This window comes from Micromonospora sp. NPDC047548, assembly GCF_040642975.1.
Lineage (GTDB): Bacteria > Actinomycetota > Actinomycetes > Mycobacteriales > Micromonosporaceae > Micromonospora.
Genome location: NZ_JBEYTI010000029.1, coordinates 18609 through 43207, shown reverse-complemented (window position 1 = coordinate 43207; position 24599 = coordinate 18609). Strand labels below are relative to the sequence as shown.

The following is a 24599-nucleotide window of genomic DNA, read 5'->3' as shown; positions in this document are numbered from 1 at the left end:
CGTGACCACCGCGACGGCGCGGCCCGAAACCACCGGCCGGGCGAACCCCGACCGGTTCCGCCTGCACCGGGCCGGCATCTGCAACGTGTGGCAGTACGACGAGCAGGTCTTCCAGTTCGAGGACGGCAGGCTGCTGCTGCGCGGCAAGAACGGCGCCGGCAAGTCCAAGGCGCTGGAGCTGCTGCTGCCCTTCCTCCTCGACGGCGACGCCAAACGGCTCGATGCCACCGGAGCCGGCCGCACGACTTTCCGCTGGCTGATGAGCGAGGGGTCCACCGGGGTGAACCGGCAGGGCTTCCTCTGGGCCGAGCTGCGCCGCCAGGGCGACGACGGTGCCGACAGCTTCCTCACCCTGGGCGCCGTGGTGCGGTGGTCGTCGTCCACCGGGGAGGCGAGGCTGCTGTACTTCGTGACCCCGCTGCGCGTCGGCCCCGACGTCACCCTCGTGGTCGATCGGCAGCCGCTGCCGATCGACCGGCTGCGGGAGCGGCTCGGTGAGGACGCGGTGTATTCCAGCGCCCGGGACTACCGGGCGCGGGTGGCCCGGGAGCTGTTCGGCATCACCGACGCCGGCCGCTACCGCAACCTGGTCCACCTGCTCTACCGGCTGCGGCGACCCACCGTCGGTGACCGGATCGAGGCCGGCCAGTTGACCGTGGAGTTGAGCGAGGCGCTGCCGCCGCTGGACGACGACGTGCTCGACACGGTGGCGCACAACCTCGACGACCTGGAGGCCGTACGCGAGGACCTCGGCCGGCTGGAACGGACCTCCGCGGCCCTCACCGATCTGATGACCGCCTACCGGGGATACCTGCGCGGCGAGCTGCGCCGCAGGGTCACCACCGTGCAGACCTCGCTGGTCGAGTTGCGGACCCACCGCCGGCAGGCCGGCGAGCGTGAACGCGACGTGGCCGCCGCGCTGGATGCGGAAAACACGACCGACGCCACGGCGCGCCGGTGGGAAGCGCAGGTGCAGGACACGACAACGGAACTCGCCGCACTACGGGACAGCGCCGAGTACCGCGCGGTCCGCGACCTCGGGCAACGCCGGCAGGCGGTCGAGGCGTTGCAGGCAGCCGCCCGGTCCGCCGAACGGGCCGCCGCGGCGGAGCGGCGCGCCGCAGCGGACGCCGCCACCCGGCTCGGGGAGGAAACCGACCGACTCGGCCGGACGGCGGCGGAGCTGCGCGAGGGTCACCGGCGACTGGCCGATGCGGCGACCGCGGCCGGGATCGACGTCGCCCATCTCGGCGAACCGCTCACGCTGCGCTTCACTCCGGCGGCCGCCGACGGCCGGCTGTCCACGATCGATGTGACCTCCGCCGGAGCCGACATCGGACGGTGCGCGCAGCAGCTGCGGGCGGCCGCGCACGCCATCACCGGTCGCCGTCAGGCTGCCGCCGACCTGCGCGGGCTACTGACCCGCGCCACCTCAGCCGCCGGGATCGCGGCCCGCGCCGAGGCCGACGCCGAGCTGCTGGACGCCCAGCAGGAGACGGCGCAGAACACGCTGGCGGCGCGGGCCGAGGAACTCCTCGCGGCCAGCACCGCCTACGCCGGTCAGGTTCTGGCGTGGCTGGCCCGACCGGCCCTCGTCGGCGCGGACGTCGCCGCACTGCGGGGCGCCGTGACCGCCAACGACGACGTGGCGCTGCCCGCCGACACACCGGCGACGGCGCGGTCCGCGGCCGAGGCCGCGCTCGAACCGGTACGCCGCGCGGCCGACGCCCGTCGCGACGACCTGCTACGCGCCCTCGACCGGATCAAGGCGACCATGGCCGACCTGCGGGCAGAGCAGCGACGGTGGACCGAACAGACCGATCCGCGGCCCCCAGCCTCGCGGTTCCGCAGCACGACGCCGGCGGAGGACGCGCTGTACCGGCTCGTCGACTTCGCCGGGCACCTCACCGCCGAGCAGCGGGCCGGGCTGGAGGCGGGACTGGAGGCCAGTGGCCTGCTCGACGGCCGGGTCACCGCCGACGGGTCCGTGGTGGCCGGCAACGGAGAGGTCCTGCTACGCCCCGGGCCACCGGTCTCCGGAGCCAGCCTCGACGAGGCGCTGCAGCCCGTGCCCGGCGCGGAGCGGGTGACACCGCTGCTGGCTGGTATCGCCCTCGGGCCCGCCGAGGCGACCAGCTGGGTCGGCTACGACGGAAGCTGGCGGCTCGGCGTCGCCCACGGCACCTGGCACAAACCGACCGCCGAATACGTCGGCGCGGCGAACCGGGCGGCGCTACGCGCCCGCCGCCTGGCCGAGCTGGCCACCCGGATCGACCAGGCGCAGCGGGAGCAGGACTCCCTCGACGGCGACCTGACCATCGCCGACGAGACCCGCGACGAGCTGACCCGCACTCTGCGTGACCTGCCCGACGGCGCTCCGCTGCAGGCCGCCTGGGCGCGACGCGATGAGGCGGCATCGGCGCTGGCCCGGCTCACCAGCGACGTCGGACGCGCCCGCCGCACCGCCCGGGACCGCCGCACCGAGGCCACCGCCCGGCAACGGGAGGCGGCGTCCGCCGCCGAGGCCCACCTGCTGCCCGCGGATCCCGACGACCTGAGCCGCGTCGAGGTCCGGCTCAGAATGCTCGGCGAGGACCTGCCCCGCCAGCGGCGGAGCACCGAAACCCTGCCCGAGCAGCTGGCCGGCTACCGGCAGAAGATCACCGACCACGCGCTCGCCGTGGAGCGCGGCGAGACCGCCGACGAGGAGGCCACGGCCGCCGCAGGGCGTCATGCCGAAGCCGCGCAGGCGCTGGCCGTACTCCAGGACTCCCTCGGAGCCGACCCCGCCGACGTCCTCGCCCGCGAAGCCGACGCCGACCGACGGCTCCGCACGGCCCAGGACAGCCTGCCCACTGCCCGGCACCGTTACCAGCAGGCCCGGGACCACCGCGTACGCACCGAGAACCTTCGGGACGAGGCCCGACAGCGGCTCACCGAACAGGAGAACGCCACCCTCGCCGCCGGGACGGCCCTGCCCCGGGTCCTCACCCTCCCCGGCGTCTCCCCGGCACTCGGCCTGCCCCCGTTCACCCAGAGCGAACCGGCTGGCGAGTCGGCCCGCGAACGCATCCGGCACCTCGACGAGCTGGCCAGACGCCTGCACTCCACGATCGGCGCGCAGCCGCAGGACGTCGGCGAGAACGCCCTGCACAACCGGTACAACGACGTACGCGGCCGGCTCGCCGGCGGATACGACCTGATCTGGGAGGACCGCGACGGGGTCAAGGTGATCGAGATCGCCGACGACATCGGACAGCACCCGGTGGCGCTGGCGGCGGCCAGGTTGAGCGCGGAACTGGACGACAAACGCTCCGCAGTCGCCGACCGCGAGCGGCAGGCGTTCGAACGTTTCCTGCTCGGAGAGCTGGGCGACGCGCTGTCCCGGCAGATCCTCGCCGCCCACCACCTCGTCGCCGCCATGAACGACACCCTGGTCGGGGTCCGCACCTCGCACGGGCTGGGCGCCCGGCTGGTGTGGACGCTGCGGGCCGATTCCGACGCGGACACCAAGGCTGCGGTGGACCTGCTGCGCACGCCACTGGCGATGCGGACCAGAGACCAGAACGACCGGCTCCGGGAGGTGCTGGCCCGACGCGTGGAGGACGCCCGACGAGCCGACTCCTCAGCCGGGTACGGCGCCCACCTGCGCACCGCACTGGACTACCGGCAATGGTTCACCTTCGCGGTGAAGGTGACCGACCAGGCCAACCCGGATCGGGAACGGACCCTGTCCTCGCGGACCGCGATGAGCCAGGGCGAGCAGCGGGTCGTGTCGTACCTCGTGCTGTTCGCCGCAGCCGCCGCGCATTTCTCCTCTGTCGGCGCGGCGCACCCGCCCGCGCCACGGCTGATCCTGCTCGACGACGCCTTCGCGAAGGTCGACGAGCCCACCCACGGCCGCCTCCTCGGCCTGCTCGTCGACCTGGACCTGGACGCGGTGCTCACCAGCGAACGATTGTGGGGCTGCTTCCCGGAAGTGCCGTCGCTCGGCATCTACGAATGCCTGCGCGACCCCACCCAGCCGGGGGTGGCGACCCTGCACTTCCGCTGGGACGGCTCCCGACGCAATCTGGTGGCCCGGTGAAGGCCGCGCTGACCTGGCTCGGCTCACCGGAACTCGCTCCCCTGTGGGCCGCGGTGCGCCTGCGACTGATCCGCAACGGGCGCGCGGCGCGCGGACGACTGTCGCTGCGCGCCCTCGACGACAGGCAGCGGGAAGCGGTCGGGCTACTGATCGGCCGGCCCGTCGCCGCACAGGTCACCCTCGACCTGGCCGATCTCGATCGGGCGCTCGCCAGCAGCGCCGCCGGCACCGGCCTGATCGAGGTGGTCGAGGCGCTCACCGGTCCGGTACCCGATCGACCGGCCGAGGCCGCAGCCGAGGTCACCCGGCGAACCCAGCTACGCGAGCACGGACGGGTCGCCGTGGAAGCCGCCGGAATCGCCGGCCAGGACTGGACCACCAGCTGGCTGGACAGCCTGTGGCGCAGCGGCCTGCTGGCCCGGCTCACCTCCGACGAGGCCCGCCGGCTGATCACCGCGGCCACGACCGCGCTGGGCCTCGCCCTCGGCCGACCGTCCACGCCGTGGTCCCGCACCGAGCTGGCCGAACGGGTCACCGGCACCGCCCACGGCCTGGACGACGACACCCTGCTGGCTCGGCTCGTGCTGCGCGGCGTCGCCCTGGCCCTGACCGGCACCTCCGAGCCGCCGACCGACGCCGCCGCCCGGCGGGCACTGTGGGAGTCGGCCGGTGTCGCCGGCGACACGGTCGCCACCACCGTCCTCACCTACGGGTTGCGCCCCCTCGCCGACGACTGGCTGTCCCGTTTCCTGCGGCAACGAGCCGACCACCACGCCGAAACCCATCTGAGTCTGCGTGACGTCCGGCGGCTCGGCCACCTGCTCATCGCCCAGGACACGGTGTACGTCTGCGAGAACCCGCGCGTGCTCGAAGCCGCCGCCGACGCCGCCGCGCCCACCGCCCTCGTCTGCACTCTCGGCAATCCCACCACCGTCACGCTCGCGCTGCTCGATGCGCTGGCCGCGCAGGAACGGGTGCGGCTGGCCTACCACGGCGACTTTGACTGGCCGGGTGTCGGCATCGCCGATCGTGTCATGCGGCGGACCGGGGCCCTTCCCTGGCGGTTCCGGTCCACCGACTACGAGGCAGCGATCGCTGAGGCCCGGCTGCGCGGCACCCCGCTGCGGGAACTCAGCGGACCCGACCTCGACACGCCGTGGGATCCGGCGCTTGCCGCCGCGATGCGGCGGCACCGGCTGGTGGTGCACGAGGAGAGCGTCGTCGCCGCGCTGCTGGACGACCTCATGGACACGTGAAGAAGGATGTGACGCGTGCGGGCGGCCCGGCTGGTCGTCAGCCGGGCCGCCCCATCGGGTCATACGGGTCAGCCGCCGAGGCTCGCGGCCGCTGAGGCGATGGTGGCCGCACCGGCCGGTCGCGGACCCGGCCGAGGACCGGCCGAGCGGGCTGGAGCCCTCAGCACCAACCGTTGACCGGGCCTGCCATGCCGGTCCACATGTAGGCGTCGGTGACCCAGGTGCCGTCGGTCAGCCTGTTCCACAGCGCCGTGGTGCCCCACCGGCCGCTGTGCATGGTGCCGTTGGCCGAGCAGGAGACCGTCACGGTCGCGCCGTCGGCGATCGAGCCGGCGACCGCGTACCCCGTCCCGGGGCCGATGCGCCGGTTGACCGTTCCGCCGCCATTGGCGTCGATGATGCCCTGGTTCAGGCCGAGCGAGCCGTGGTTGTACAGCGCCCCGCCGACGTTGACCCACGCCGAGCCGTGCAGGGCGTACCCCTGGTAGGTCCCGCCCCCGTTCATGACGACCCACTTGCCGAGGTTGTGCCCGGCCATCGGCACGTACGCGTTGTTCTGGCGGAGGGCGAAGTGCACGTGGCGGCCGTTGGCGGCGCCGCCGCAGGTGACGTCGGTGCCGGTGTCGCCGAGGTAGGCCCCCTCACCCACGCCGGCCCCGTTGACGCTGATGTTGTTCCACAGGTGGTAGTAGTCGGTGGCGTACCCACGGTCGTGGATGACCCGGATCCAGCCCCGGCACATGGTGTAGGCGGTGCCGCCGCGCGCGGCCAGCACGCGCTGGTCACCGCCGGCGAGGTCCACCGCGCTCCACGGCGAGTCACTGCCCGCCCAGCCGTGGGGCCCGCCGGTGAACCACCACGACTGGCCCACGCCGTACGGCAGCCGCATGCCGGTGCGGTAGTCCCCACCCGCGTACGTGGTACGGAGCGCGGTGAACAGGTCCCGCTCCTGCGGCGAGACGACCGTGGACGGGGCGTCCTGGGCGAGACCGGAGAAGCCAGACTCGCCGTCGAAGGCGACCCGCCAGCCGGCGCGCTCGCGGTGGGCGACGAACACCCAGCCCGCCGGGTACGCGCCCTCCTTGGCCGGGGCGACGATGACGGCGGTGCCGAACGCCCACGCCTGACCGTCGCGTCGGGTGACCGTGACGCGGGTGTCGTCCGTCCCGGCGGCCCGCAACCCCGCGTCGGAGGCGCCGGCCGCCCGGTCGAGGAGCTTGGCGGTCACCGCCGCCGTGACATGACCGGCCGACGACGCCGGGGCGGCGCCCCCGGCCGGCGCCGCGACGGCGGTGGTGGGGACAGCGAACACGAACGCCGCGGCCAGCGCCGCCGCGCAGGCCCGGCCCCGGGCATGACCCTTGGACATGGACACCTCCGAAACATGGATGTACGTCGTTGCGATCTGAGTGAGAGGACGGTACCGGCGGCATCGGAACTTGTCCATGGCATCGCCCGTTCGTTGTGGGCCGCCTATCGTCGCTCCGTCAACAATCACCATCTCCGATCGGCGGGAAAATCGATGCGACTCCGGCACGCGCCATCCACGGCGAGGCCGGTCCGACGAGACCAGCCGATTGCCGCGCCCTGCCCCGCCGTCACCGCGGCCAAGCCCGGCGCAGGGTTGGTACCGCTCAGCGCCAGCCGTTCGTACACTGACGCCGGTGCGCACGTCCGTCCGGTACCCGTGACGGGTCGCCGGACGCCGAGCGGAGGGGCAGACCGCGTGGAGAAGCCGGTCGGGCAGGGGACGGCGGCGGGGGCGCGAGCCGGGCTGATCGGCTTTCCGCGTCACGGGTCCAGCGGCGCGCTCAATGCCATCACCGACGTGCCCGGCGTCCAAGTGGGAATGCGGACGCTCATCGCGGGCGACGGGCCGTTGCGGGTCGGGCACGGGCCCGTGCGTACCGGGGTGACCGCCATCCTGCCCCGGGGACGCTCCGGTGTCGGTGACGGCTGCGCCGCTGGCGTGCACGTGCTCAACGGCAACGGGGAGATGACGGGCACCTCGCGGCTCGTGCCCTTCGCCGGTGCCACGTACACCCTCGGCGTGCTCGTGCAGGCGAACTTCGGGGCCCGCCCGGAGCTGACGCTCGCTGGCGTGCCGGTCGGGCGTCTGCTCGGCGACGACGACCGGGTCCCGGGTGTCGCGCTGCCGCCGGGGGCGGGGTCGGTGATCGCCATCGTCGCCACCGACGCGCCGCTGCTGCCGGGCCAGTGCGCGGCGCTCGCCCGGCGTGTGCCGCTGGGGCTGGCGCGTACCGGCACCAGCGGGTCGCACTTTTCCGGCGACCTCTTCCTGGCCTTCTCGACGGCGAACCCGGGTGTGCTCGCCAGCCGTTACCCCGACGGGTCGACCGAACGGGTCGAGCAGCTCGGGTTCATCCCGTGGGGGCACCTGGATGCGTTCTACGTCGCGTGCGTCCAAGCCGTCGAGGAAGCCGTCGTCAACGCGCTCGTCGCGGGCAGGGGCATGACCGGTCGGGACGGCCACCACGTCCCGGGGCTGCCGCACGCGCGGGTGGCGGAGTTGCTCCGCGGCGCCGCCGGGTGAGGCGGCGCCAGCAGGCGCGAGGATCAGTTGGCCCACGGAGGCCCGCCCCACCACCCGATGGGAGTTTCTCGCCCACACGGCGAGGATCCACAACACCACCGGAAACCCGGTGAACGTCAAAGGACACCGCACCAGCGAAGGCTTCGATACGGCGGCGAGGGCGCCAGCACCCAACGCAAGGCATCCGGACGGCGGGGGTGGTGGCAGGATCGACGCCGTGACGCACGACGTGGCCCGGCAGGCATTCACATGGATCGAGTCGGTGGCGGTGCCCGCCGACGGTGGCCTGAGCTGGCTGGAGGCGGGCGAGCGCTTCGACGATCTGTACGCCGGCACCGCCGGGGTGCTCCTCGGCTGCGCCGAGGCCACGGCCGCACTGTCCGCGGGTGACGGTCCCGCCGAGACCGCGACGGGCGGTGGCATGGCGGCCAGGCCGGGGTCAGGCCTCGGCCGGGTCGCGGCCGACGCCCGGAACCGGTTGGTGCACCTCGCCCGAAACGAGCCGGACGCCACGACTATGCCGGACGACGGGGTCTTCGGCGGCTGGGCCGGGGTCGCGGTCGCGTTGCGCGCCTGGGCGGCCGTCTCCGGCGACCAACCCGCCCTCGACGCCGCCGCCCTGGTGACAGCGCGGATCGCCGAACGGCTCTTGCAACGACCCGCCGATCCGGCCCGGCACACCGATGTCATCTCCGGCGACGCCGGCATCCTGCTGACCCTCCTCGACGCCTGCGACGATGCCCCCGACGCTGTCGTCGTGCAGGCCGCCCATGTCCTCGCCGACGGGCTCGTCAAGCTCGCCGAGGACCGGCCCGACGGACTGCACTGGCGGATGCTGGCCGGGAACGAGCACCTCATGCCCGGCTTCTCCCACGGCACCGCCGGCGTCGCCTACACCCTCGCCGCCGCCGGCAACACCCTGCATCGCGACGACCTCCTCGACACCGCCGTCCGCGCCGCCGACGGGCTGCTCGCCCTCGGCGACCAGCCCGACGGCTGGGCGCTGCCCCTGCTGATCCCAGCCCGTCCGGACCGCCCGTCGGTCAATTTCGGCTGGTGCCACGGCCCCACCGGCACCGTGCGGCTCTTCGCACTCCTCGACACCCTCGACCCGCAGCCCCGCTGGCGGCAGGCCATCGAGGCGTGCCTGCAGGCGCTGCGCGACAGCCGCCTCCCGCAGCGGCTCTACCCGGGCTACTGGGACAACGTCGCCCGCTGCTGCGGCACCGCCGGGGTCGGGCAGTTGCTGCTCGACCGTTTCCAGGCCACCGGCGACCCCGCCCTGCTCGCGTGGGCCGGCACGCTCGCCGCCGACGTCCTCGCTCGCACCGTCCCGACCCCACACGGCGTTAGCTGGTCCAACACCGAGCACACCAGGACCCCGCCGGACCTACCCCCGGAGCCCGGCTTCATGCAGGGCGCGGCGGGGGTCGCCAGCTGGCTGGCCCGGCTCGCCGCCCCCACCACCCCGCCCATCCTGCCCTGGCTGTGACCCTCGCGCATCAGGTACGACTCACGGCTCCGGGTTCGGTGGGGTCGCCGCCGCCGGGCGCCGGCCCCGCCGCAGCGGGCATGAGCCAGACCCGAGTCGGTTGGTCCGGTAGTAGTGGCGGACCAGGTCGGGGAACTCCTGGCGCAATCCGCCGTGAGGACACGCCCTTGAGGCTGTTGACCAGCTTCGATAAGGCCACGTTGAACGGAAGAGTTGAAGACTGTGTCGGCCGAAGTGAAGGTTGTCCAGTTCTGTTAGATACCAATGGCACGCTGTGTTCGGACTGTGGGCGTGTCAACGGCAAGATGGCGGTCAGCTTCTCGGCCCTGAAGGGCCGAGCTTGCAGATCGTGCTCGATGCTGGCTGCACCGGTCACGCCGCGTTCGGCAGGCTGACTGCTGCCCAGTCCGCGACACCGCGTGCGGCGATGTTGCGGGCTGCGTTCACGTCGGCGTGTTCAGCGAAGCCGCACGACGTGCACCGGAAGGTGGACTGGTTAGGCCGGTTGGCCTTGGCGATGTGCCCGCAGGCGGAGCAGCCCTGCGAGGTGTACGCCGGGTCCACGTGGACGAGCGCCAGCCCGGCCCGGGTCGCCTTGTAGGCGATGTACTGGCCGAGTTGGTGGAATGCCCACGAGTGCAGGGTGACCCGCTGGGGCCGTCGGAGCCGTACCCGGTCGCGGATGCCCGTGAGGTTTTCCAGGGCGATACCACGGCCGGTGCGTTCGGCCTCGGTCACGATCTGCTTGGCGATGCGATGGTTGGTGTCGGCCGCGAACCGGGCTTCCTTGCGGCGGCGGGCCTTCAGCAGCCGCTTGGCCGATTTGGTGCCGATGCGCTGAAGCTTCGCCCGCAGCCGCTGATTACGATGCCTGACCCGGTTGAGGCCTTACCGGAGTGTCGGGTGCCGTCGTTGGTGGTGGCGATGTTGGCGATGCCCAGGTCGACGCCGAGGAATCCGTTCGGCTCCCTGGTCGCCACGTCGGGGATGTCGCAGGTGGCGTACAGGAACCACTTGCCGTCACGGCATACCAGGTCAGACTCACCCTGCCGGTGCACCACCAGGGTCGCGTACTGCTGCTGCGAGCAGCCGAACCGGACTCGGTTCAACCGGCCGCCGACGGCCCAGATCGACACCGTACGGTCGGCGAACTGCCACGACAGGCAGCGGTCGTCGAACGGCTGAGCCGCGTCCGCCCGGAACCTGATCGGCTTCGACTCGACCTTGGCGCGCCGCTTCGACCCGGGCTTGCCGAGATTGCCAGCACGGATGTTGGCCTTCAGGGTGGCGTACGCGCCGGCAACCTTGCGGGCAACGTGGATCGCCGGCTGGGCCGACAGACCCAAGGCCTTCAGACGGCCGTAGGTGAGTCGCTGCAGCGCCTGCTTCGAGTAGATCCGCCGCTGGAACGCCTCAGCCGAGGCGAGGTCACCGGCCTCGTTGCACAGATCCAGCGTCGCCCGAAGCGCCACCCCCTGGGCGGTGTCCGGGTACAGCCGAACCTGCACGGCGATCTTCACGGCCACAATATAGCAGTTTGTCTATGTCAGCACGACGGCCCAGATCGACCCCGATGTCCGGCGGGGCCGCAGCGTCGTCTACAACCTGCACGTGCATCTTGTCTTCGTCACCAAGTACCGACGAGACGTGCTCAACGACGTCATGCTCACCCGGTGCGGGCAGATCATGGCCGACGTGTGCGCCAAACTCGGCGCGGAACTACGGGAGTTCAACGGCGAAGACGACCACGTCCACCTGCTCGTCCACTACCCACCGAAACTGCCGATCTCGACCCTGGTCAACCGACTCAAGGGTGTTTCCGCGCACTACCTGCGGCAGGAGTTCACCGGCCGAATCAACCGGCACATCATGCACGGCCACCTATGGTCGCCGTCGTACTTCGCCGGATCGTGCGGCGGGGCGCCCCTCGCCGTCATCCGCGAGTACATCGAAAACCAGAAACGTCCAGGCTCGTGACGCGATTCCTCCCGGCCCTGAAGGACCGGGATTCCTCGCTAAGTCCCGTTGAACGTCCGATCGTGGGACTGCCCGGCGGCAGTCCCACGATCGGGACGTCAACTGCGATCAACATCCTGGCCGCCGGTCGGGCGGACAGGCTGAATGACCGTGGAGCGCGGGTCAGACCACCAGCGATGGTGGCACCGCGCGGCGAAGCGGTAATCCACTCGGACGCTGCGTGTTCCACGCGCAGCGTGGAGGCAATCTCCGTCCTTCAGCGCGGAGAGAACGTCAACGTGGCGCGCCGACCGCGGCGGGCAGGACGAGGACGTCGTCCAGGTTCGCGTACATCACCCGGTGGCCGAACTGGATCTGCACGTACCGGTTCGTGCCGCGGACCACCGTCCGGTCGCCCGGCGCCGAGCCGTCGAAGGAGACCGCGCGGTAGTACTCGCCCGGCAGGACCCCGCCGAGCGCGTACCGCTGGCCGGCGGCGAAGGTGTACTGCAACGGCGAGATCGGCTGGTACGGGATGGTGGCCGGGTAGGCGGCCTGCTCGGGGTAGGCCCGCCCGTACACCGGGATGGTGGTCTTCCCCGGCTTGGGGGTCACCACGAAGCCCTGCGCCCACTTCGCCGTCGGTGCCGAGGCCGGGTTGTGGAACCAGGCCTTCTGGCCGAGGTACCAGATCGCGGTCCAGTCGCCCTGGACCCCCGCGAGGGCGTACGTCTGACCGGCAGAGACGCGGGCGCCGTGGTCGGAGATGTACATGGTGTCCGGCGTGCCGTCCGGCCGCAGCCCCAGGTCGTTGACCAGCGGGGCGATCGGGCTGGGGGCGGTGCGCAGGATGACCGAGGACGAGCCGCGCAGCGGGCAGGGCGCGGCGGGCGGTGGCGGCTTCGGCACACCCGGCGGCTGCCGGTTGCAGCCGATGAAGGCCGGCTGGTTGCTCGCGTAGTCCGGGTCGATGGTGACCAGGCCGGTGTGCGGGGTGCCGGTCGAGTGGAACGGCGCCTTCATCAGCTCGAAGTAGTGCGACCAGTCCCAGTACGGGCCTGGGTCCCAGTGCATCCCGGCCACGTTGCCCGCGGTGATGCCGGGAACGTTGTCGTGGCCGAGGATGTGCTGACGGTCGAGCGGGATCTGGAACCGCAGCGCCAGGTGCCGGACCAGCTTGGCGGAGGTCCGATACATCGCCTCGGTGTACCAGGTGCCGTGGCCGGCGAAGCCCTCGTGCTCGATGCCGATGGACTTGGCGTTGACGTACCAGTTGCCGGCGTGCCAGCCGACGTCCTTGGCCTTGATGTGCTGGGCGACGTAGCCGTCCACCGAGCGCAGCGTGTAGTGCCAGCCGAGGTAGGTCTTGTCCTGGACCAGCTTCACGCTCGGGCCGAAGTAGCCCTCGGTGTCGTGGATGATGATGTACTCGATCTTCTGCTGGGCCGGCCGGTTGCCGAGGTCGTGGTTGCCGTAGTCCACGATGTTCGTCTTGGGGATCACGTACTCCGCGTACGGCGCGGGGATCCACTCGCAGGCGAGGCGGACCGGGCATTCCAGGCCGTCCGGCCGCTCGGCGCGGCGCAGCCCGAGCTTGTGCAGCCCGGACTCGTCCGGCGTCACCGCCGAGGCGGCGAGGGTCACCCGCTGGCCGTCGTCGGTGGTCCGGCTGGCGCCCTGGCCGATCTGGTCGTACACCTCGTCGGCGAAGGCCGCCGCGGCGTCCTCGGTGTCCGCGCCGGAGTACCGGGCCACCGCGCCGTACCAGGCCGCCGGGTCGCTGCCGGCGCCGTCCGGCGCGCCGAGCTCCTTCTGGTACGACGCCAGCAGCGCCGCCCCGCCGCGGATGTTGGCGGCGGCGTCGGTGCGCAGCGTTTCCTCGGGTACGCCGGTGAGGGCGGCCGCCGCGTCGAGCGTCTGAAGGGACGCCTGCGGCAGGGTGTCCCCGCTCGGCTCGGCCTGCACCCGGAGGTCGACGACCAGCGGACGGGACTCGTCGCCCCGGGGATCCTCGTCCTCGTCGACGTGGGCGCTGGCGGGGGTCGACGCGACCTGCGCGGCGTCGGTCAGGTGCATCGGCCCGTAGCCGCCGCTGGTGCTCGGCTGCCCGGGATGGGTGTCCCAGCGGGACTCCAGGTACGACACGGCGAGCAGAACGCTCTCCGGCACGCCGTACTCGGCGGCGGCGGCGGCGTACTGCTGCTGGCGGTCAACGGGTGTGCTGGTCCCCGCAGGGAGTGGATCGGCGGCGACCGGTCCGGTGGTGAGCAGGGCGGTGGCTGCCGCGACGGCAGCGGCCAGCAGTACACGTCCGCGCGGCGCGGCGGTGAGGTGCATGGAACCTCCAGGTGGGACGGGGGTCACTGCACGCACACCCTCACCCCGGACAACAGCTGTTGTCAATGGCTTACCTACCAATCACCCCGCATGAAAAATTCCTTCAGGTGTGGGAGCTCTCAGTCCAGGCCGCGCCGGGCGAACGACCGCGGTTGACGGCCGGCGAACAGCCAACCGGCGGCCGTGGCGAGCAACGGCAGCCCGACGGTCGTCGCCGCCAGGTGCGCGACGGGCACGGTGCCGAGGACGGCCAGGTCGCGGTGCAGCACGCTGACCAGCGCCAGATACGCGCCGGCCAGCCCAAGGACGGCACCGAGCAGCGCCAGCGCCCCGGCGGTGGTGGCGGTCAACGTGCGGCGCACCCGCCTCGACGCGCCAGCGGCGGTCAGCGTGCGCATGTCGCCCGCCGCCTCGCCGCGGATCAGGCCGACGGTCGTCGCCAGCACACCGAGGGCCAGCAGTGCGCCCGCGATCGTCGCCCCCGTCCGGAGGTTCTGCAGGGACGCCTGTGCGCGGCGGGACTCGATGGTGAGGCCGGCACCGGCCGCCAGCTCCTCGGTCGTCGCCAGCTCCTGCTCGCTGAGGGTGTGGTCGGCCTCCAGGAACCAACCGACCCACGCCGGCTGCCAGCCGTACCGGCTCAACGCGCCCGTGGTGATGAGCGAGTTGGGCACGCCGGAGTAGCCGAGGTCCGGCAGCGGCCGCGTGACGGGCCGGACGCCGCGGGCGGGAATGTTGACCAGTTCCAGCTGACCACCACGGACGGTCAGCACGTCGGTGTCGGGACCGACGGTGGCGTCATCCACACCGTGCAGCCGCAGCAGCCCGGCGTTGAGCACGTAGAGCTGATAGGAGGTCGTCGATTTGTGGTCGGCGGCGGGTACGCCGATCTCGACGGCGGGGTGGCCGGTCGGCCCGCCCTCCCGGCCCGGATCGGTGTACGAGGTGACCACCGCCATGTCCAGGGCGGTCACGGTGGGCGTGCCGAGGGCCGCCGCGATCGCGTCAGCCCCCGCCTGCGCCGCGGCGAGCTCCGCCGGCGTCCGTTCCGGGATCACCGAATCCGGGTGACCGATCCGGATCAGGAGCTGGTCGCCAGCCAGGTTGCCCAGGCCGGCCGCCTCCCGGGCCTGGTACTCGGCGGCGGCCGAGCCGGCGGCGACCGCCACCGAGACACCGAGCGCGAGGCTGATCGCGGCGAGCGCCGCCCCGGCCCGGGCCCGGTGACGGGCCAGGTCGGTCAGGGCCAGCCGGACGGCCACCGGCATGCCGCCGCGCGCCGCCGCCAGCACCCGGATGCCGAACGGGCCGACGAGGAGCACCCCGAGCGCCGTGCAGACGGTGCCGGCGGCGATGAGCGGCGGATCGTCACCCCCGGAGGAGACCAGGGCACCCAGGCCGACCGCGACCAGCACGACGGCCACCGCCGCCGAGCGACGCGCCGGCCTGGGCGCCGGCGGCCGGGCCGACAACGCGCTCATGATCGGGGTACGGGCCACCACGCGGGCCGGCCACCAGGCGGCGGCGGTGGCGGTGACCACGGCCAGCACCATGCCGGCGGCGATCGTCGCCCAAGGCAGGTCGAACCGGTCGATGCGGTGCCCGGCGGAGGTCTCCACCGCCGGGGCGACGACCAGCCAGGCGGCGACGCCGACGGCGGTGCCGCAGACCGACGCCACCGCGCCGACGGCCGCACCGTTGGCCAGCAGCACCAGCCGCAGGTGCCGCCGGGTGGCGCCCATCGCGGCGAGCATGCCGAGCTGGCGCAGCCGACGGTGGGCCACCACGACGAAGCCGGCGGCGGCGACGAGCGACACCAGGAGCAGACCGACGGTGGCCAGGGCCAGCGTCGCGACGGCGATCACGGTACGCGTCGGGGCGGGTCGGGACTCGCGCGCCAGGGGTCCGTCGATGGAGCTCCGGAAGGCCTCCAGGTCGGCCCCGTCGCCGGCGACCAGGACCGTGACCGACTCCGGCGGATCGGCGTGCGCGACAGCCGTCAGCACGAACTCGTCGTGCAGGTCCGCCGGGTTCTCGACCAGACCGACGACGAGGCGGTCGCGGTCGTCCAGGCGTACCCGAGCGCCCACCGCGGTGCCCAGCGCGCGGGCCGTCGCGTCGGTCACCGCCACCTCGCCGGCCTCGCGCGGGTACCGGCCCTGCCGCAGCGCGAGCATGGGCGTGCCGTAGGCGCCGGCCGGATCCTGGGCCCGGACGTCCACCGGGTCGAACCGCCCGGGGACCCGCACCTGGCGGTGGCCGATCACGTCGACCGTGCCGAACCATGCCCGGGCGGCGGCGATCCGGGCGTCCAGGGTGGCCGGGTCGTCGCCGGGCAGGCGGATGAGCTGGTCGGCCCGGCCGAAGGTGGCGTCACTGGACGCGGCCAGATTCCAGGTCGCCGAGACGGCGAAGGTGGCGCCGAGCACCGCGACCGTCAGCAGAGCGACGACCAGCAGCTGCTGACGCCATTCGCGGCGGAACAACCGGACGGCCCACCGGATCACGGCCCGCCGGGCGGGCAGGCCACCGCCGGTGGGCCGGTCGGTAGCCGGGCGGGTGGGCCTGGTCCCCACCGCGGTCACGACGCGCCGTCCGGGGCAAGCAGGGTGTCCGGGCCGTCCGACGGGATGGTCTCGTCGACAACCCGGCCGTCCCGGATGAAGACCACCCGGTCGACCCAGGAGGCCAGCTGGGCGTCGTGGGTGACGATCACTCCGGCGATCCCGCGACGGCACGCCGCGCGGAGCATCCGCATCACCGCCTCGCCGTTGGCCGCGTCGAGGGCCCCGGTGGGTTCGTCGGCGAGCAGCAGCCGCCGGTCGCCGACCACGGCGCGGGCGATGGCAACCCTCTGGCGTTCGCCACCGGAGAGGTCGTCGGGGTAGTGGCCGGCCCGGTCGGTGAGCCCCAACTCGTCGAGCACCCGAAGGGCCGCGGCGCGCGCCGGACGCGCCCGTACGCCGTCGAGTTCCAGCGGCAGCGCGACGTTCTCCACGGCGGACAGACCGGCGAGCAGGTTCAGGTCCTGGAAGATGAAACCGATCGACCGGCGGCGCAGTCGGGCTCGGGCGTCGACGGACAGCGTGGACAGCTGCGCTCCGCAGACCTCCACCTCGCCGCCGGTGGGCTCCTCCAGGCTGCCGGCGACGGTCAGCAGGGTGCTCTTGCCGGAGCCGCTCGGCCCCATCACGGCAACCAGCTCGCCCTCGTCGACCGTGAGGTCCACCGGTCGGAGGGCGTGCACGGCGGCGGGCCCCGATCCGTACACCTTGGACACCTGTCGCAGCGTCAGCACCGCGCTCATCGCCGGGCTCCCGCACGCCGGTCCGGAACGGGCCCGGTGGGGTGGTCCCGCCCGGCGTCGTCGGGTGCGGCGACCGGGCCGGCGGACAGCGGGGGCGACGCCGGCTGACGGCGCAGGCGGGCGTCGGCCGCGTCCAGCCACCGGACGACCGCTTCCAGCCGGAACAGCTCGGCGTCCACGACGAGGCCGAGGCCGACATCCTCGGGCGCCGCATCGGCCTTCAGGTGGGTGTACCGCTGCATCTCCTCGACGAACCGCCGCCGGTGGACCTGCAGGATCTCGTGCACGTCCACGGTGGGCATCCGCATCGCCACCTGCACCTTGATGACGAGCTCGTCGCGCGGGGGCGGCCCGGCGCCCGGCGGGTTGCGCAGCCAGCCGTGAAGTTCGCGCGCGCCGTCGGCGGTGAGCCGGTAGCGCCGTTGCCCCCCGTCGCGCTCGCCGTCGTCGGAGGCGACATGCCCCTCGCGCTCCAGGCGCTGGAGTGTCGTGTAGACCTGCCCGACGTTGAGCGGCCAGACCTCCCCGGTGCGCGCCTCGAACTCCTGCCGGAGTTGGAGACCGTATTTCGGTGCCTCGGTGAGCAGCGCCAGCAGGGCGTGACGAATGCTCATGACCCATCACTCAAGGTAAGCATACTCGGTATAATAAACAGTATTCTCTGCCTCTCCAGGCCCTTCTGACAACGCGAGCGGCGTACTTTCCGTCGGTGGTGGTCACTGCCGTCGTCATCGGACGCAGCCCGGCCGGGCCACGCCACCGGCGGCCGAGCCGGAGCCGGGCGTGACCCTGCCCGACGGCACCCGCTCCCCCGGTCGACCGGGCGAGAGCGCCGTCAGGTCGGCCGGGGTGTCCACGTCGGCCGGTGAGCCGGCACCGTCGCACGGCACCCGGACGACCAGGTCGGACCGGGCGCACAGGAAATCCCGGGCGCCCCGGTCGCCCACCGCGAAGCGGGTGACCGCCGGCCAGGTCGCCCGGGCCAGCAGCACCGGGTGTCCGACCCGCCCCGCATAGGTCGCCACCGCCACCGACGCTCCGGCCGCGTACCCCGCCCGGACCCGGCGGACCGCCGCCGGGTCGAGCCACGGCTGGTCCACGAGCACCACCACCACCGCGCGGGCATCCGCGGGCAGCGACGTCAGGCCGCAGCGCAGCGAGACGCCCATTCCCTCCCGCCAGCGTCGGTTCACCACCGGCACCGCCCCGGGCAGCGCCGGCAGCGCCTCGGCGCCCGCGCCGACCACGACATGCACCGGCGCGCACCCCCCGGCCCGCAGCAGTCGCACCGCCCGCCGCACCAACGGCTCTCCGTCGACCTCGACCAGCGCCTTGGGCCGCCCGAGCCGACTACCGGCTCCGGCGGCGAGCACCAGCCCAGCGACCGTCATCGCAGTCCCGCCGCCCGCCTCGGTGTGCCGGGCAGGCCGGTCCGGTGGATCGGGCCGCTCAGCCCGGTCAGCGGTCGCCCGCTGCCGCCGCGCCGGACGGCCACCAGCTCGGCCGCGATCGCCAGCGCGATCTCGACGGAGGTACGGCCGTTGAGGTCCAGCCCGGCCGGAGCGGCCAGCCGATCCAGCTGCGCCTCGGACACACCCTCGGCGCGCAGCCGCTCGACCCGCGCGGCGTGGGCGGCGCGGCTGCCGAGCACGCCGAGGTAGCCGGCCGGGGTGTCCAGCGCCGCGCGCAGCAGTGCGAGTTCGTGGCGAGGGTCGTGGCCGAGCAGGCAGAGCACCGTGCTCCGGTCGACCGGGACCGTGGGCAGCCACCGGTGTGGCCAGGCCCGGTGGACCTCGTGGGCGTACGGAAAACGTCCGTCGCTGACGAACGCCGGGCGCGGGTCGCAGACCGTGACCCGGTAGCCGAGGTCCGCGCCGATCCGGCTGAGCGCCGCGGCCACCGGCGTGGCGCCGACGAGCAGCATTCCCGGCGCCGCCGGCACGGCCTGGAGCAGCACCCGTACCGGCGGGCGCCCGGCCCGCCGCAGCAGTACCGTCCCGCCCGTGCCGAGCAGGTCGATGGCCCGCCCGGCCGCCCAGTCGTCCAGGACGGGGTCACCCAGCGTGCCGTCGAGGCGGTCGGGCCGGATCACCAGCTGGGCGGCGAACGGCGCCGGACCGCCGGTGACCGTGGCCGCGGCGACCGGGCCGGCCCCGGCCAGGGCGCACAGCACCCGACCCGCCGCGTCACCCGGGGCCACGCGCCGCACCAGCACCGACAGGGTCCCCGCGCAGCCGGGCCGGGACGGCCATGGGCCGTCCGCGCCCACGGCGTACCGGACCAGCCGGGGGCGACCGGTGCACAGCGCCTCCGCCGCCGCGTCGAGCACCGCCGACTCGACGCAGCCGGCCGGGATGCCGCCCCGCACCTCCCCGACCGGGTCGACGGCCAGCAGGTCGCCCGGCGCCGGCAGGCCGGCGGTACTGGACACCACGGTCGCCAGCCCGAACGGGACGCCCCGCCGGTGCCAGTCGCAGAGCGTGGCGAGCACTTCCCGCATGCGCCGGCCACCCCCTCCCACCGGGGACCAATCTGGCCCGATTTGATGGCTTATACTACGGTTCTCGGTACGATGGCCTGGTGCAGAACGGGCGCGCGGACGTGGACTCGACCGACGGCGGGTGGTCGTCCCCGGTCACCCTCACCGTCAACGGCACCACCCACGAGGTGACGCTCGACAACCGCACCACCCTGCTGGACGCGCTGCGGGAACGGCTGGGGCTGACCGGGTCCAAGAAGGGCTGCGACCACGGCCAGTGCGGTTCCTGCACGGTGCTGCTCGACGGCCGCCGGGTGAAGAGCTGCCTGCTCCTGGCGGTGACCCTGGACGGCCGGGACGTGACGACCGTGGAGGGGCTGGCCAGCAACGGGGACCTTTCCCCGCTCCAGGCCGCGTTCATCGCGCACGACGCGTTCCAGTGCGGATACTGCACCCCGGGACAGCTCTGCTCGGCCCGGGCCATGCTCGACGAGGCCGCCGCCGGCTGGCCCAGCGCGGTCACCGCCGACCTGGCCGGACCGGTCGAGCTGACCGACGCCGAGATCCGGGAACGGATGAGCGGCAACCTCTGCCGCTGCGCGGCCTACCCCAACATCGTCACCGCCGTCCGCGAGGCGGCGACGTCACGATGAGAGCGTTCCGCTACCACCGTCCGGCCGACGTCGCCGAGGCAGTCGCCCTGGTCGACACCGCCCCGAACGCGGCGTACCTGGCCGGCGGGACCAACCTGGTGGACCTGATGAAGCTCGGCGTGCAGCGGCCGGACCTGCTGGTGGACGTCAACCGGCTGGCGCTGGACACGGTGGACCCGCTGCCGGACGGCGGGCTGCGCATCGGCGCCACCGTCCGCAACAGCGACCTCGCCGCCCACCCCCTGGTCCGGCAGCATCACCCGCTGCTCAGCCGCGCGCTGCTCGCCGCCGCCTCCGGACAGCTGCGCAACATGGCCACCACCGCCGGGAACCTGCTGCAACGCACCCGCTGCGTCTACTTCCAGGACACCGGCCGGGCCTGCAACAAGCGGGAGCCGGGCACCGGGTGCGCCGCCCGGCACGGCCAGAACCGGGACCTGGCGATCCTCGACTGGTCCGAGGAGTGCGTGGCCACCCACCCGTCCGACCTGGCGGTCGCCCTGGTCGCACTGGACGCGGTGGTCGAGGCGTACGAGCCGGACGGCCCCCGCGACATCCCGCTCACCGAACTGCACCGCTCCCCCGGCACGCACCCCGAGCGGGAGACCACGCTCGCCCGCGGCGCGCTGATCACCGCCGTCCGGGTCCCGCCGCTGCCGTTCGCGACCCGGTCGACGTACCTGAAGGTCCGCGACCGGGCGTCGTTCGCGTTCGCGGTCGGCTCGGTGGCCGCGGCACTGGACCTCGACGGGGACACCGTCCGCGACGTCCGGCTGGCGTACGGGGCGGTGGCGCACCGGCCCTGGCGGGCGTACCGGGCGGAGGAGGCGCTGCGCGGCCGGCAGTTCACCGCCGAACTGGCCGCGCAAGCCACAGACTCAGAACTCGCCGCGGCCCGACCGCTGCGCCACAACGCGTTCAAGGTCCCCCTGATCCGCAACATCACGATCCGCGCCCTCACCGACCTGGCCGACCCGGTGCACCGTTGACATCCTCCCCTCCCTAAAGAAAGGGGATTCCCTGGGTCGCCCCAGAGGTTTCCTGCTTCACCGCCGGCTGCCCCGTCCGGGAGGACTCCCGTTGAGGTCTTACACCAGCTCCACAGGCAGACACCGCCAGCCCGGCGGCCAGGATGTTGCGGGCCGCGTTGACGTCACGATCGTGGACCGCGCCACACCGGCACGTCCACGACCGAACATTCAGCGGCATTATCTCGGCCAGCGCCCCGCAGGCCGAGCACAGCTTGGAGGACGGGTACCACCGATCGACCGTGATCAGTTCACGGCCGTACCAGTCGGCCTTGTATTCCAACATGGTGCGGAACTGCCGCCAGGCCGCGTCGGAGATCGTGCGGGCCAGGCGGTGGTTGCGGAGCATGTTGCGGACGGTCAGATCCTCGATCACGATCGTTTGGTTGTCACGAACGAGTCGAGTGGTCAGCTTGTGCAGGTGGTCCCGCCGCCGGTCGGCGATACGAGCATGCGCGCGGGCGACCCTGGCCCGGGCTTTGGCCCGATTCGCCGAGCCTTTCTCCTTGCCGGACAGGTTCCGCTGGGCGCGTGCCAACCGTGCGCGGTCGGCACGCTCATACCGGGGGTTGGCGAGCTTCTCACCGGTGGAGAGGGTGAGCAGGCTGTCGAGCCCGGCGTCGACCCCGACAGCGGCGCTCACGGCCGGGGCGTCGGGGATCACGTCCTGGCAGAGCAGCGACACGAACCACCGCCCAGCCGCGTCCTGCGACACCGTCACCATGGACGGCGTCGCACCCTCCGGCAGGGGGCGCGACCACATGATGGCCAGCGGTTCGGTCATCTTCGCCAGGGTGAGCTTCCCGTCGCGGTAGCGGAACGCGCTGCGGGTGTACTCCGCCGACCGTCGAGACTTCTTCTTGCTCTTGAACGTCGGGTAGCCGGCGCGCTTGGCGAAGAAGTTCGTGAACGCGGCTTGCAGGTGCCGCAGCGTCTGCTGCAACGGCACGGAGGAGACCTCGTTGAGGTAGGCCAGTTCCTCGGTCTTCTTCCATGCGGTCAGCATCGCCGAGGTGGCGTGGTAGGTGACCCGTTCCCGCCGCAGCGTCCACGCCTCGGTGCGTGCGGCCAACGCCAGGTTGTAGAGCTTCCGGACACAGCCGAACGTACGCGCCAGCTCGGCGGCCTGCGCGTCGGTCGGGTAGAAGCGGTACTTGAACGCCCGCTTCACGGTCTTGGACAAGGCTCACACGTTAGCACGCTTGTTCGGGAACCATGCGGTTGCATGTTGATAGACGCCTATCCGCCTTGGCGGCAGATCGGCTTTGCCTGTCCTGCTCCGCAGGGTTTCCGTTTCCTCCCCCGCCTGAAGGCGGGGGAATCCACGGAAGGAAGCCGATGACCGCCACCGGAACGGGCGCGGTGGGGCGCGAGCACCCACGGTTGGAGGGCCGGGACAAGGTGACCGGCGCCGCCCGCTACGCCGTCGAGTACCCGACCGAGGCGGTGACCTACGGGTGGGCCGTACCCGCCACCGCGACACGCGGCCGGATCAGCCGCATCGACCCGGCCCCCGCGCTGGCGGTCCCGGGGGTGCTCGACGTGCTGCACCACGGCAACGCGCCCCGGCTCGCCCCCGGCGGGGACCCGGAGCTGTTCCTGCTGCAGGAGCCGGCCGTGCACTACCGCGGCCAGTTCGTCGCCGTCGTGGTCGCCGACAGCATCGAGGCCGCTCGGGAGGGGGCCCGGCTGGTCCGGATCGACTACGACACCATCGCGCACAGCACGGTGCTCTCCGAGCACCACCCGGGGCTGTACCGGCCGGACAAGGTCAATCCGAGCTACCCGACGGACACCGCGAGCGGCGACTTCGACGCCGGATACGCGGCCGCCGAGGTGCGGGTGGACGCCACCTACCGCACCCCGGCGTACCACAACAACCCGATGGAGCCGCACGCCACCACAGCCCGGTGGCAGGACGGCCGCCTGCTGGTCCAGGACTCCAACCAGGGCTCGTCGCCGGTGCAGGCCACCCTCGCCCAGCTCTTCGGGCTGCCCCCGGACGCGGTCCGGGTGGTGGCCGAGCACGTCGGCGGCGGCTTCGGCAGCAAGGGGTCCCCGAAGGCGGCCGTGGTGCTCGCCGCGCTGGCGGCCCGACAGGTCCACCGACCCGTCCGGCTCGCCCTGACCCGGCAGCAGCTGTTCGGCCCCATCGGCTACCGCACACCCACCATCCAACGGGTACGACTCGGCGCCGATGCCGAGGGCCGCATCGCCGCGATCTGCCACGACGCGATCAGCCAGACCTCCACGCTGACCGAGTTCGCCGAACAGACCGCCGTCTACACCCGCAGCATGTACGCCGCGCCCCACCGGCGCACCACCCACCGACTGGTCCGGCTGGACGTACCCACGCCGTTCTGGATGCGGGCACCGGGCGAGTGCCCCGGCGCGTACGCGCTGGAGTCCGCGATGGACGAGCTGGCAATCGCGTGCGGCATCGACCCGGTCGAGCTGCGCGTCCGGAACGACCCGACCGTCGACCCCGACAGCGGGCACCCCTTCAGCAGCCGAAACCTCGTCGCCTGCCTGCGGGAGGGGGCACGCCGGTTCGGTTGGGCCGGACGCGACCCGACGCCACGGGCCCGGCGCGACGGCCGGTGGCTGCTCGGCACCGGGATGGCCGGCGCCAGCTACCCGGCACGGGCCCGGGCCGCGGCCGCCGCGGTGACCGCCGCGCCGGACGGCAGCTTCGAGGTCCGGATCAACGCCACCGACATCGGCACCGGCGCCCGTACCGCCCTCTGGCAGGTGGCCGCCGACGCGCTGGCGGTGCCGCCGCAGCGGGTCCGGATCCGGGTCGGCGACAGCGACCTGCCACCGGCCGGCGTCGCCGGCGGCTCGATGGGCACCGCCTCGTGGAGCTGGGCGGTGACCCGGGCCTGCGAGAGGCTGCGCGCACGGCTCCGCGACACCCCCGGCGGGACGGCGCCGCCGGACGGGCTGACCGCCGAGGTGAGCACCGCCGACGAGGTGCGGGCGCAACGCCCGCTGGCCCGCTACGCCTACGGCGCGCACTTCGCCGAGGTCCGGGTGGACGCGGACACCGGCGAGGTGCGGGTGGGGCGCCTGCTCGGGGTCTTCGCCGCCGGCCGGATCGTCAACCCGACCACCGCCCACAGTCAGCTGATCGGCGGCATGACGATGGGACTGTCGATGGCGCTGCACGAGGAGGGTTTGCTCGACGAGCGGTACGGCGACTGGGTGAACCACGACCTGGCGACCTATCACGTCACCGGCTGCGCGGACGTCGAGCGGATCGAGGCGTACTGGGTGGCCGAGGAGGACGCCGAGCTCAACCCGGCCGGGGTGAAGGGGATCGGTGAGATCGGCATCGTCGGTAGCGCCGCCGCCATCGCCAACGCCGTATACCACGCGACGGGCGTGCGGGTACGTGACCTGCCGATCCGGCTGGAGAAGCTGCTCGACCGGTGAGCCAGCCATCGCCAC

18 protein-coding genes are annotated in these 24599 nt (G+C 73.1%); 8 read left to right on the top strand and 10 right to left on the bottom strand.

Features of this window, described 5'->3' with window-relative positions; all coding sequences use genetic code 11:
• The first annotated feature begins 1 nt into the window (after position 1).
• Positions 2–4087, top strand: a complete 4086-nt coding sequence (locus ABZ807_RS24315) for a TIGR02680 family protein (RefSeq protein ID WP_357162215.1) — start codon at positions 2–4, stop codon at positions 4085–4087.
• Positions 4084–5343 carry a TIGR02679 family protein gene (locus tag ABZ807_RS24310; protein WP_357162212.1) on the top strand — a complete coding sequence of 420 codons (1260 nt, stop codon included), beginning with the start codon at positions 4084–4086 and terminating at the stop codon, positions 5341–5343. Before ABZ807_RS24315 ends, ABZ807_RS24310 begins: the two co-directional genes overlap by 4 nt.
• A gap of 160 nt (positions 5344–5503) precedes the next feature.
• Here the strand turns inward: ABZ807_RS24310 and ABZ807_RS24305 are convergent, their stop codons facing one another.
• Positions 5504–6712: a peptidase M23 gene (locus ABZ807_RS24305; RefSeq protein ID WP_357162208.1), complete on the bottom strand. Its 1209-nt coding sequence runs from the start codon at positions 6710–6712 to the stop codon at positions 5504–5506.
• 357 nt (positions 6713–7069) lie between these two features.
• Here ABZ807_RS24305 and ABZ807_RS24300 point away from each other — a divergent pair, with 357 nt between their 5' ends.
• The gene (locus ABZ807_RS24300; protein WP_357162205.1) at positions 7070–7897 is read left to right on the top strand and encodes a P1 family peptidase; all 828 of its coding nucleotides are present in this window, start codon (positions 7070–7072) and stop codon (positions 7895–7897) included.
• A gap of 217 nt (positions 7898–8114) precedes the next feature.
• Positions 8115–9389 carry a lanthionine synthetase LanC family protein gene (locus ABZ807_RS24295; protein ID WP_357162202.1) on the top strand — a complete coding sequence of 425 codons (1275 nt, stop codon included), beginning with the start codon at positions 8115–8117 and terminating at the stop codon, positions 9387–9389.
• Between the two features lie 372 nt (positions 9390–9761).
• Here ABZ807_RS24295 and ABZ807_RS24290 read toward each other — a convergent pair whose 3' ends face one another.
• Both ABZ807_RS24290 and ABZ807_RS24285 read right to left on the bottom strand, forming a co-directional pair.
• Positions 9762–10223, bottom strand: a complete 462-nt coding sequence (locus tag ABZ807_RS24290) for a transposase (RefSeq protein ID WP_357162290.1) — start codon at positions 10221–10223, stop codon at positions 9762–9764.
• On the bottom strand, positions 10193–10909 hold the full coding sequence (locus ABZ807_RS24285) for a hypothetical protein (RefSeq protein ID WP_357162199.1): 717 nt from the start codon (positions 10907–10909) through the stop codon (positions 10193–10195). The genes ABZ807_RS24290 and ABZ807_RS24285 overlap by 31 nt, the downstream gene beginning before the upstream one ends.
• A 43-nt stretch (positions 10910–10952) precedes the next feature.
• Between ABZ807_RS24285 and tnpA the strand changes: the two genes are divergently transcribed.
• Positions 10953–11366 (top strand): IS200/IS605 family transposase, encoded by a 414-nt coding sequence (gene tnpA, locus ABZ807_RS24280; RefSeq protein WP_357162287.1) that lies wholly within the window; start codon positions 10953–10955, stop codon positions 11364–11366.
• Between the two features lie 273 nt (positions 11367–11639).
• Here tnpA and ABZ807_RS24275 read toward each other — a convergent pair whose 3' ends face one another.
• The 6 genes from ABZ807_RS24275 to ABZ807_RS24250 all read right to left on the bottom strand — a co-directional run bounded on the left by ABZ807_RS24275 (position 11640) and on the right by ABZ807_RS24250 (position 19489).
• The gene (locus ABZ807_RS24275; protein ID WP_357162196.1) at positions 11640–13682 is read right to left on the bottom strand and encodes a peptidoglycan recognition family protein; all 2043 of its coding nucleotides are present in this window, start codon (positions 13680–13682) and stop codon (positions 11640–11642) included.
• A 119-nt stretch (positions 13683–13801) separates the two neighbouring features.
• Positions 13802–16267 carry an FtsX-like permease family protein gene (locus ABZ807_RS24270; RefSeq protein ID WP_357162193.1) on the bottom strand — a complete coding sequence of 822 codons (2466 nt, stop codon included), beginning with the start codon at positions 16265–16267 and terminating at the stop codon, positions 13802–13804.
• The gene (locus ABZ807_RS24265) at positions 16264–16989 is read right to left on the bottom strand and encodes an ABC transporter ATP-binding protein (RefSeq protein ID WP_357162190.1); all 726 of its coding nucleotides are present in this window, start codon (positions 16987–16989) and stop codon (positions 16264–16266) included. The genes ABZ807_RS24270 and ABZ807_RS24265 overlap by 4 nt, the downstream gene beginning before the upstream one ends.
• The gene (locus ABZ807_RS24260; RefSeq protein ID WP_357162187.1) at positions 16986–17603 is read right to left on the bottom strand and encodes a PadR family transcriptional regulator; all 618 of its coding nucleotides are present in this window, start codon (positions 17601–17603) and stop codon (positions 16986–16988) included. Before ABZ807_RS24260 ends, ABZ807_RS24265 begins: the two co-directional genes overlap by 4 nt.
• A gap of 114 nt (positions 17604–17717) precedes the next feature.
• Positions 17718–18380 (bottom strand): nucleotidyltransferase family protein, encoded by a 663-nt coding sequence (locus ABZ807_RS24255; RefSeq protein WP_357162184.1) that lies wholly within the window; start codon positions 18378–18380, stop codon positions 17718–17720.
• Positions 18377–19489: an XdhC family protein gene (locus ABZ807_RS24250; RefSeq protein WP_357162181.1), complete on the bottom strand. Its 1113-nt coding sequence runs from the start codon at positions 19487–19489 to the stop codon at positions 18377–18379. The genes ABZ807_RS24255 and ABZ807_RS24250 overlap by 4 nt, the downstream gene beginning before the upstream one ends.
• Positions 19490–19569: 80 nt before the next feature.
• Here ABZ807_RS24250 and ABZ807_RS24245 point away from each other — a divergent pair, with 80 nt between their 5' ends.
• Both ABZ807_RS24245 and ABZ807_RS24240 read left to right on the top strand, forming a co-directional pair.
• Positions 19570–20121 carry a 2Fe-2S iron-sulfur cluster-binding protein gene (locus tag ABZ807_RS24245; RefSeq protein ID WP_357162178.1) on the top strand — a complete coding sequence of 184 codons (552 nt, stop codon included), beginning with the start codon at positions 19570–19572 and terminating at the stop codon, positions 20119–20121.
• The gene (locus ABZ807_RS24240) at positions 20118–21110 is read left to right on the top strand and encodes a xanthine dehydrogenase family protein subunit M (protein ID WP_357162175.1); all 993 of its coding nucleotides are present in this window, start codon (positions 20118–20120) and stop codon (positions 21108–21110) included. The genes ABZ807_RS24245 and ABZ807_RS24240 overlap by 4 nt, the downstream gene beginning before the upstream one ends.
• A gap of 13 nt (positions 21111–21123) precedes the next feature.
• On the opposite strand, the gene ABZ807_RS24235 is transcribed toward ABZ807_RS24240, so the two are convergent.
• Entirely contained in the window at positions 21124–22332 is a 1209-nt protein-coding gene (locus ABZ807_RS24235; RefSeq protein ID WP_357162172.1) for an RNA-guided endonuclease TnpB family protein, read from the bottom strand.
• Between the two features lie 155 nt (positions 22333–22487).
• On the opposite strand from ABZ807_RS24235, the gene ABZ807_RS24230 reads away from it, so the two are divergent.
• The gene (locus ABZ807_RS24230; protein WP_357162169.1) at positions 22488–24584 is read left to right on the top strand and encodes a xanthine dehydrogenase family protein molybdopterin-binding subunit; all 2097 of its coding nucleotides are present in this window, start codon (positions 22488–22490) and stop codon (positions 24582–24584) included.
• Positions 24585–24599 lie beyond the last annotated feature (15 nt).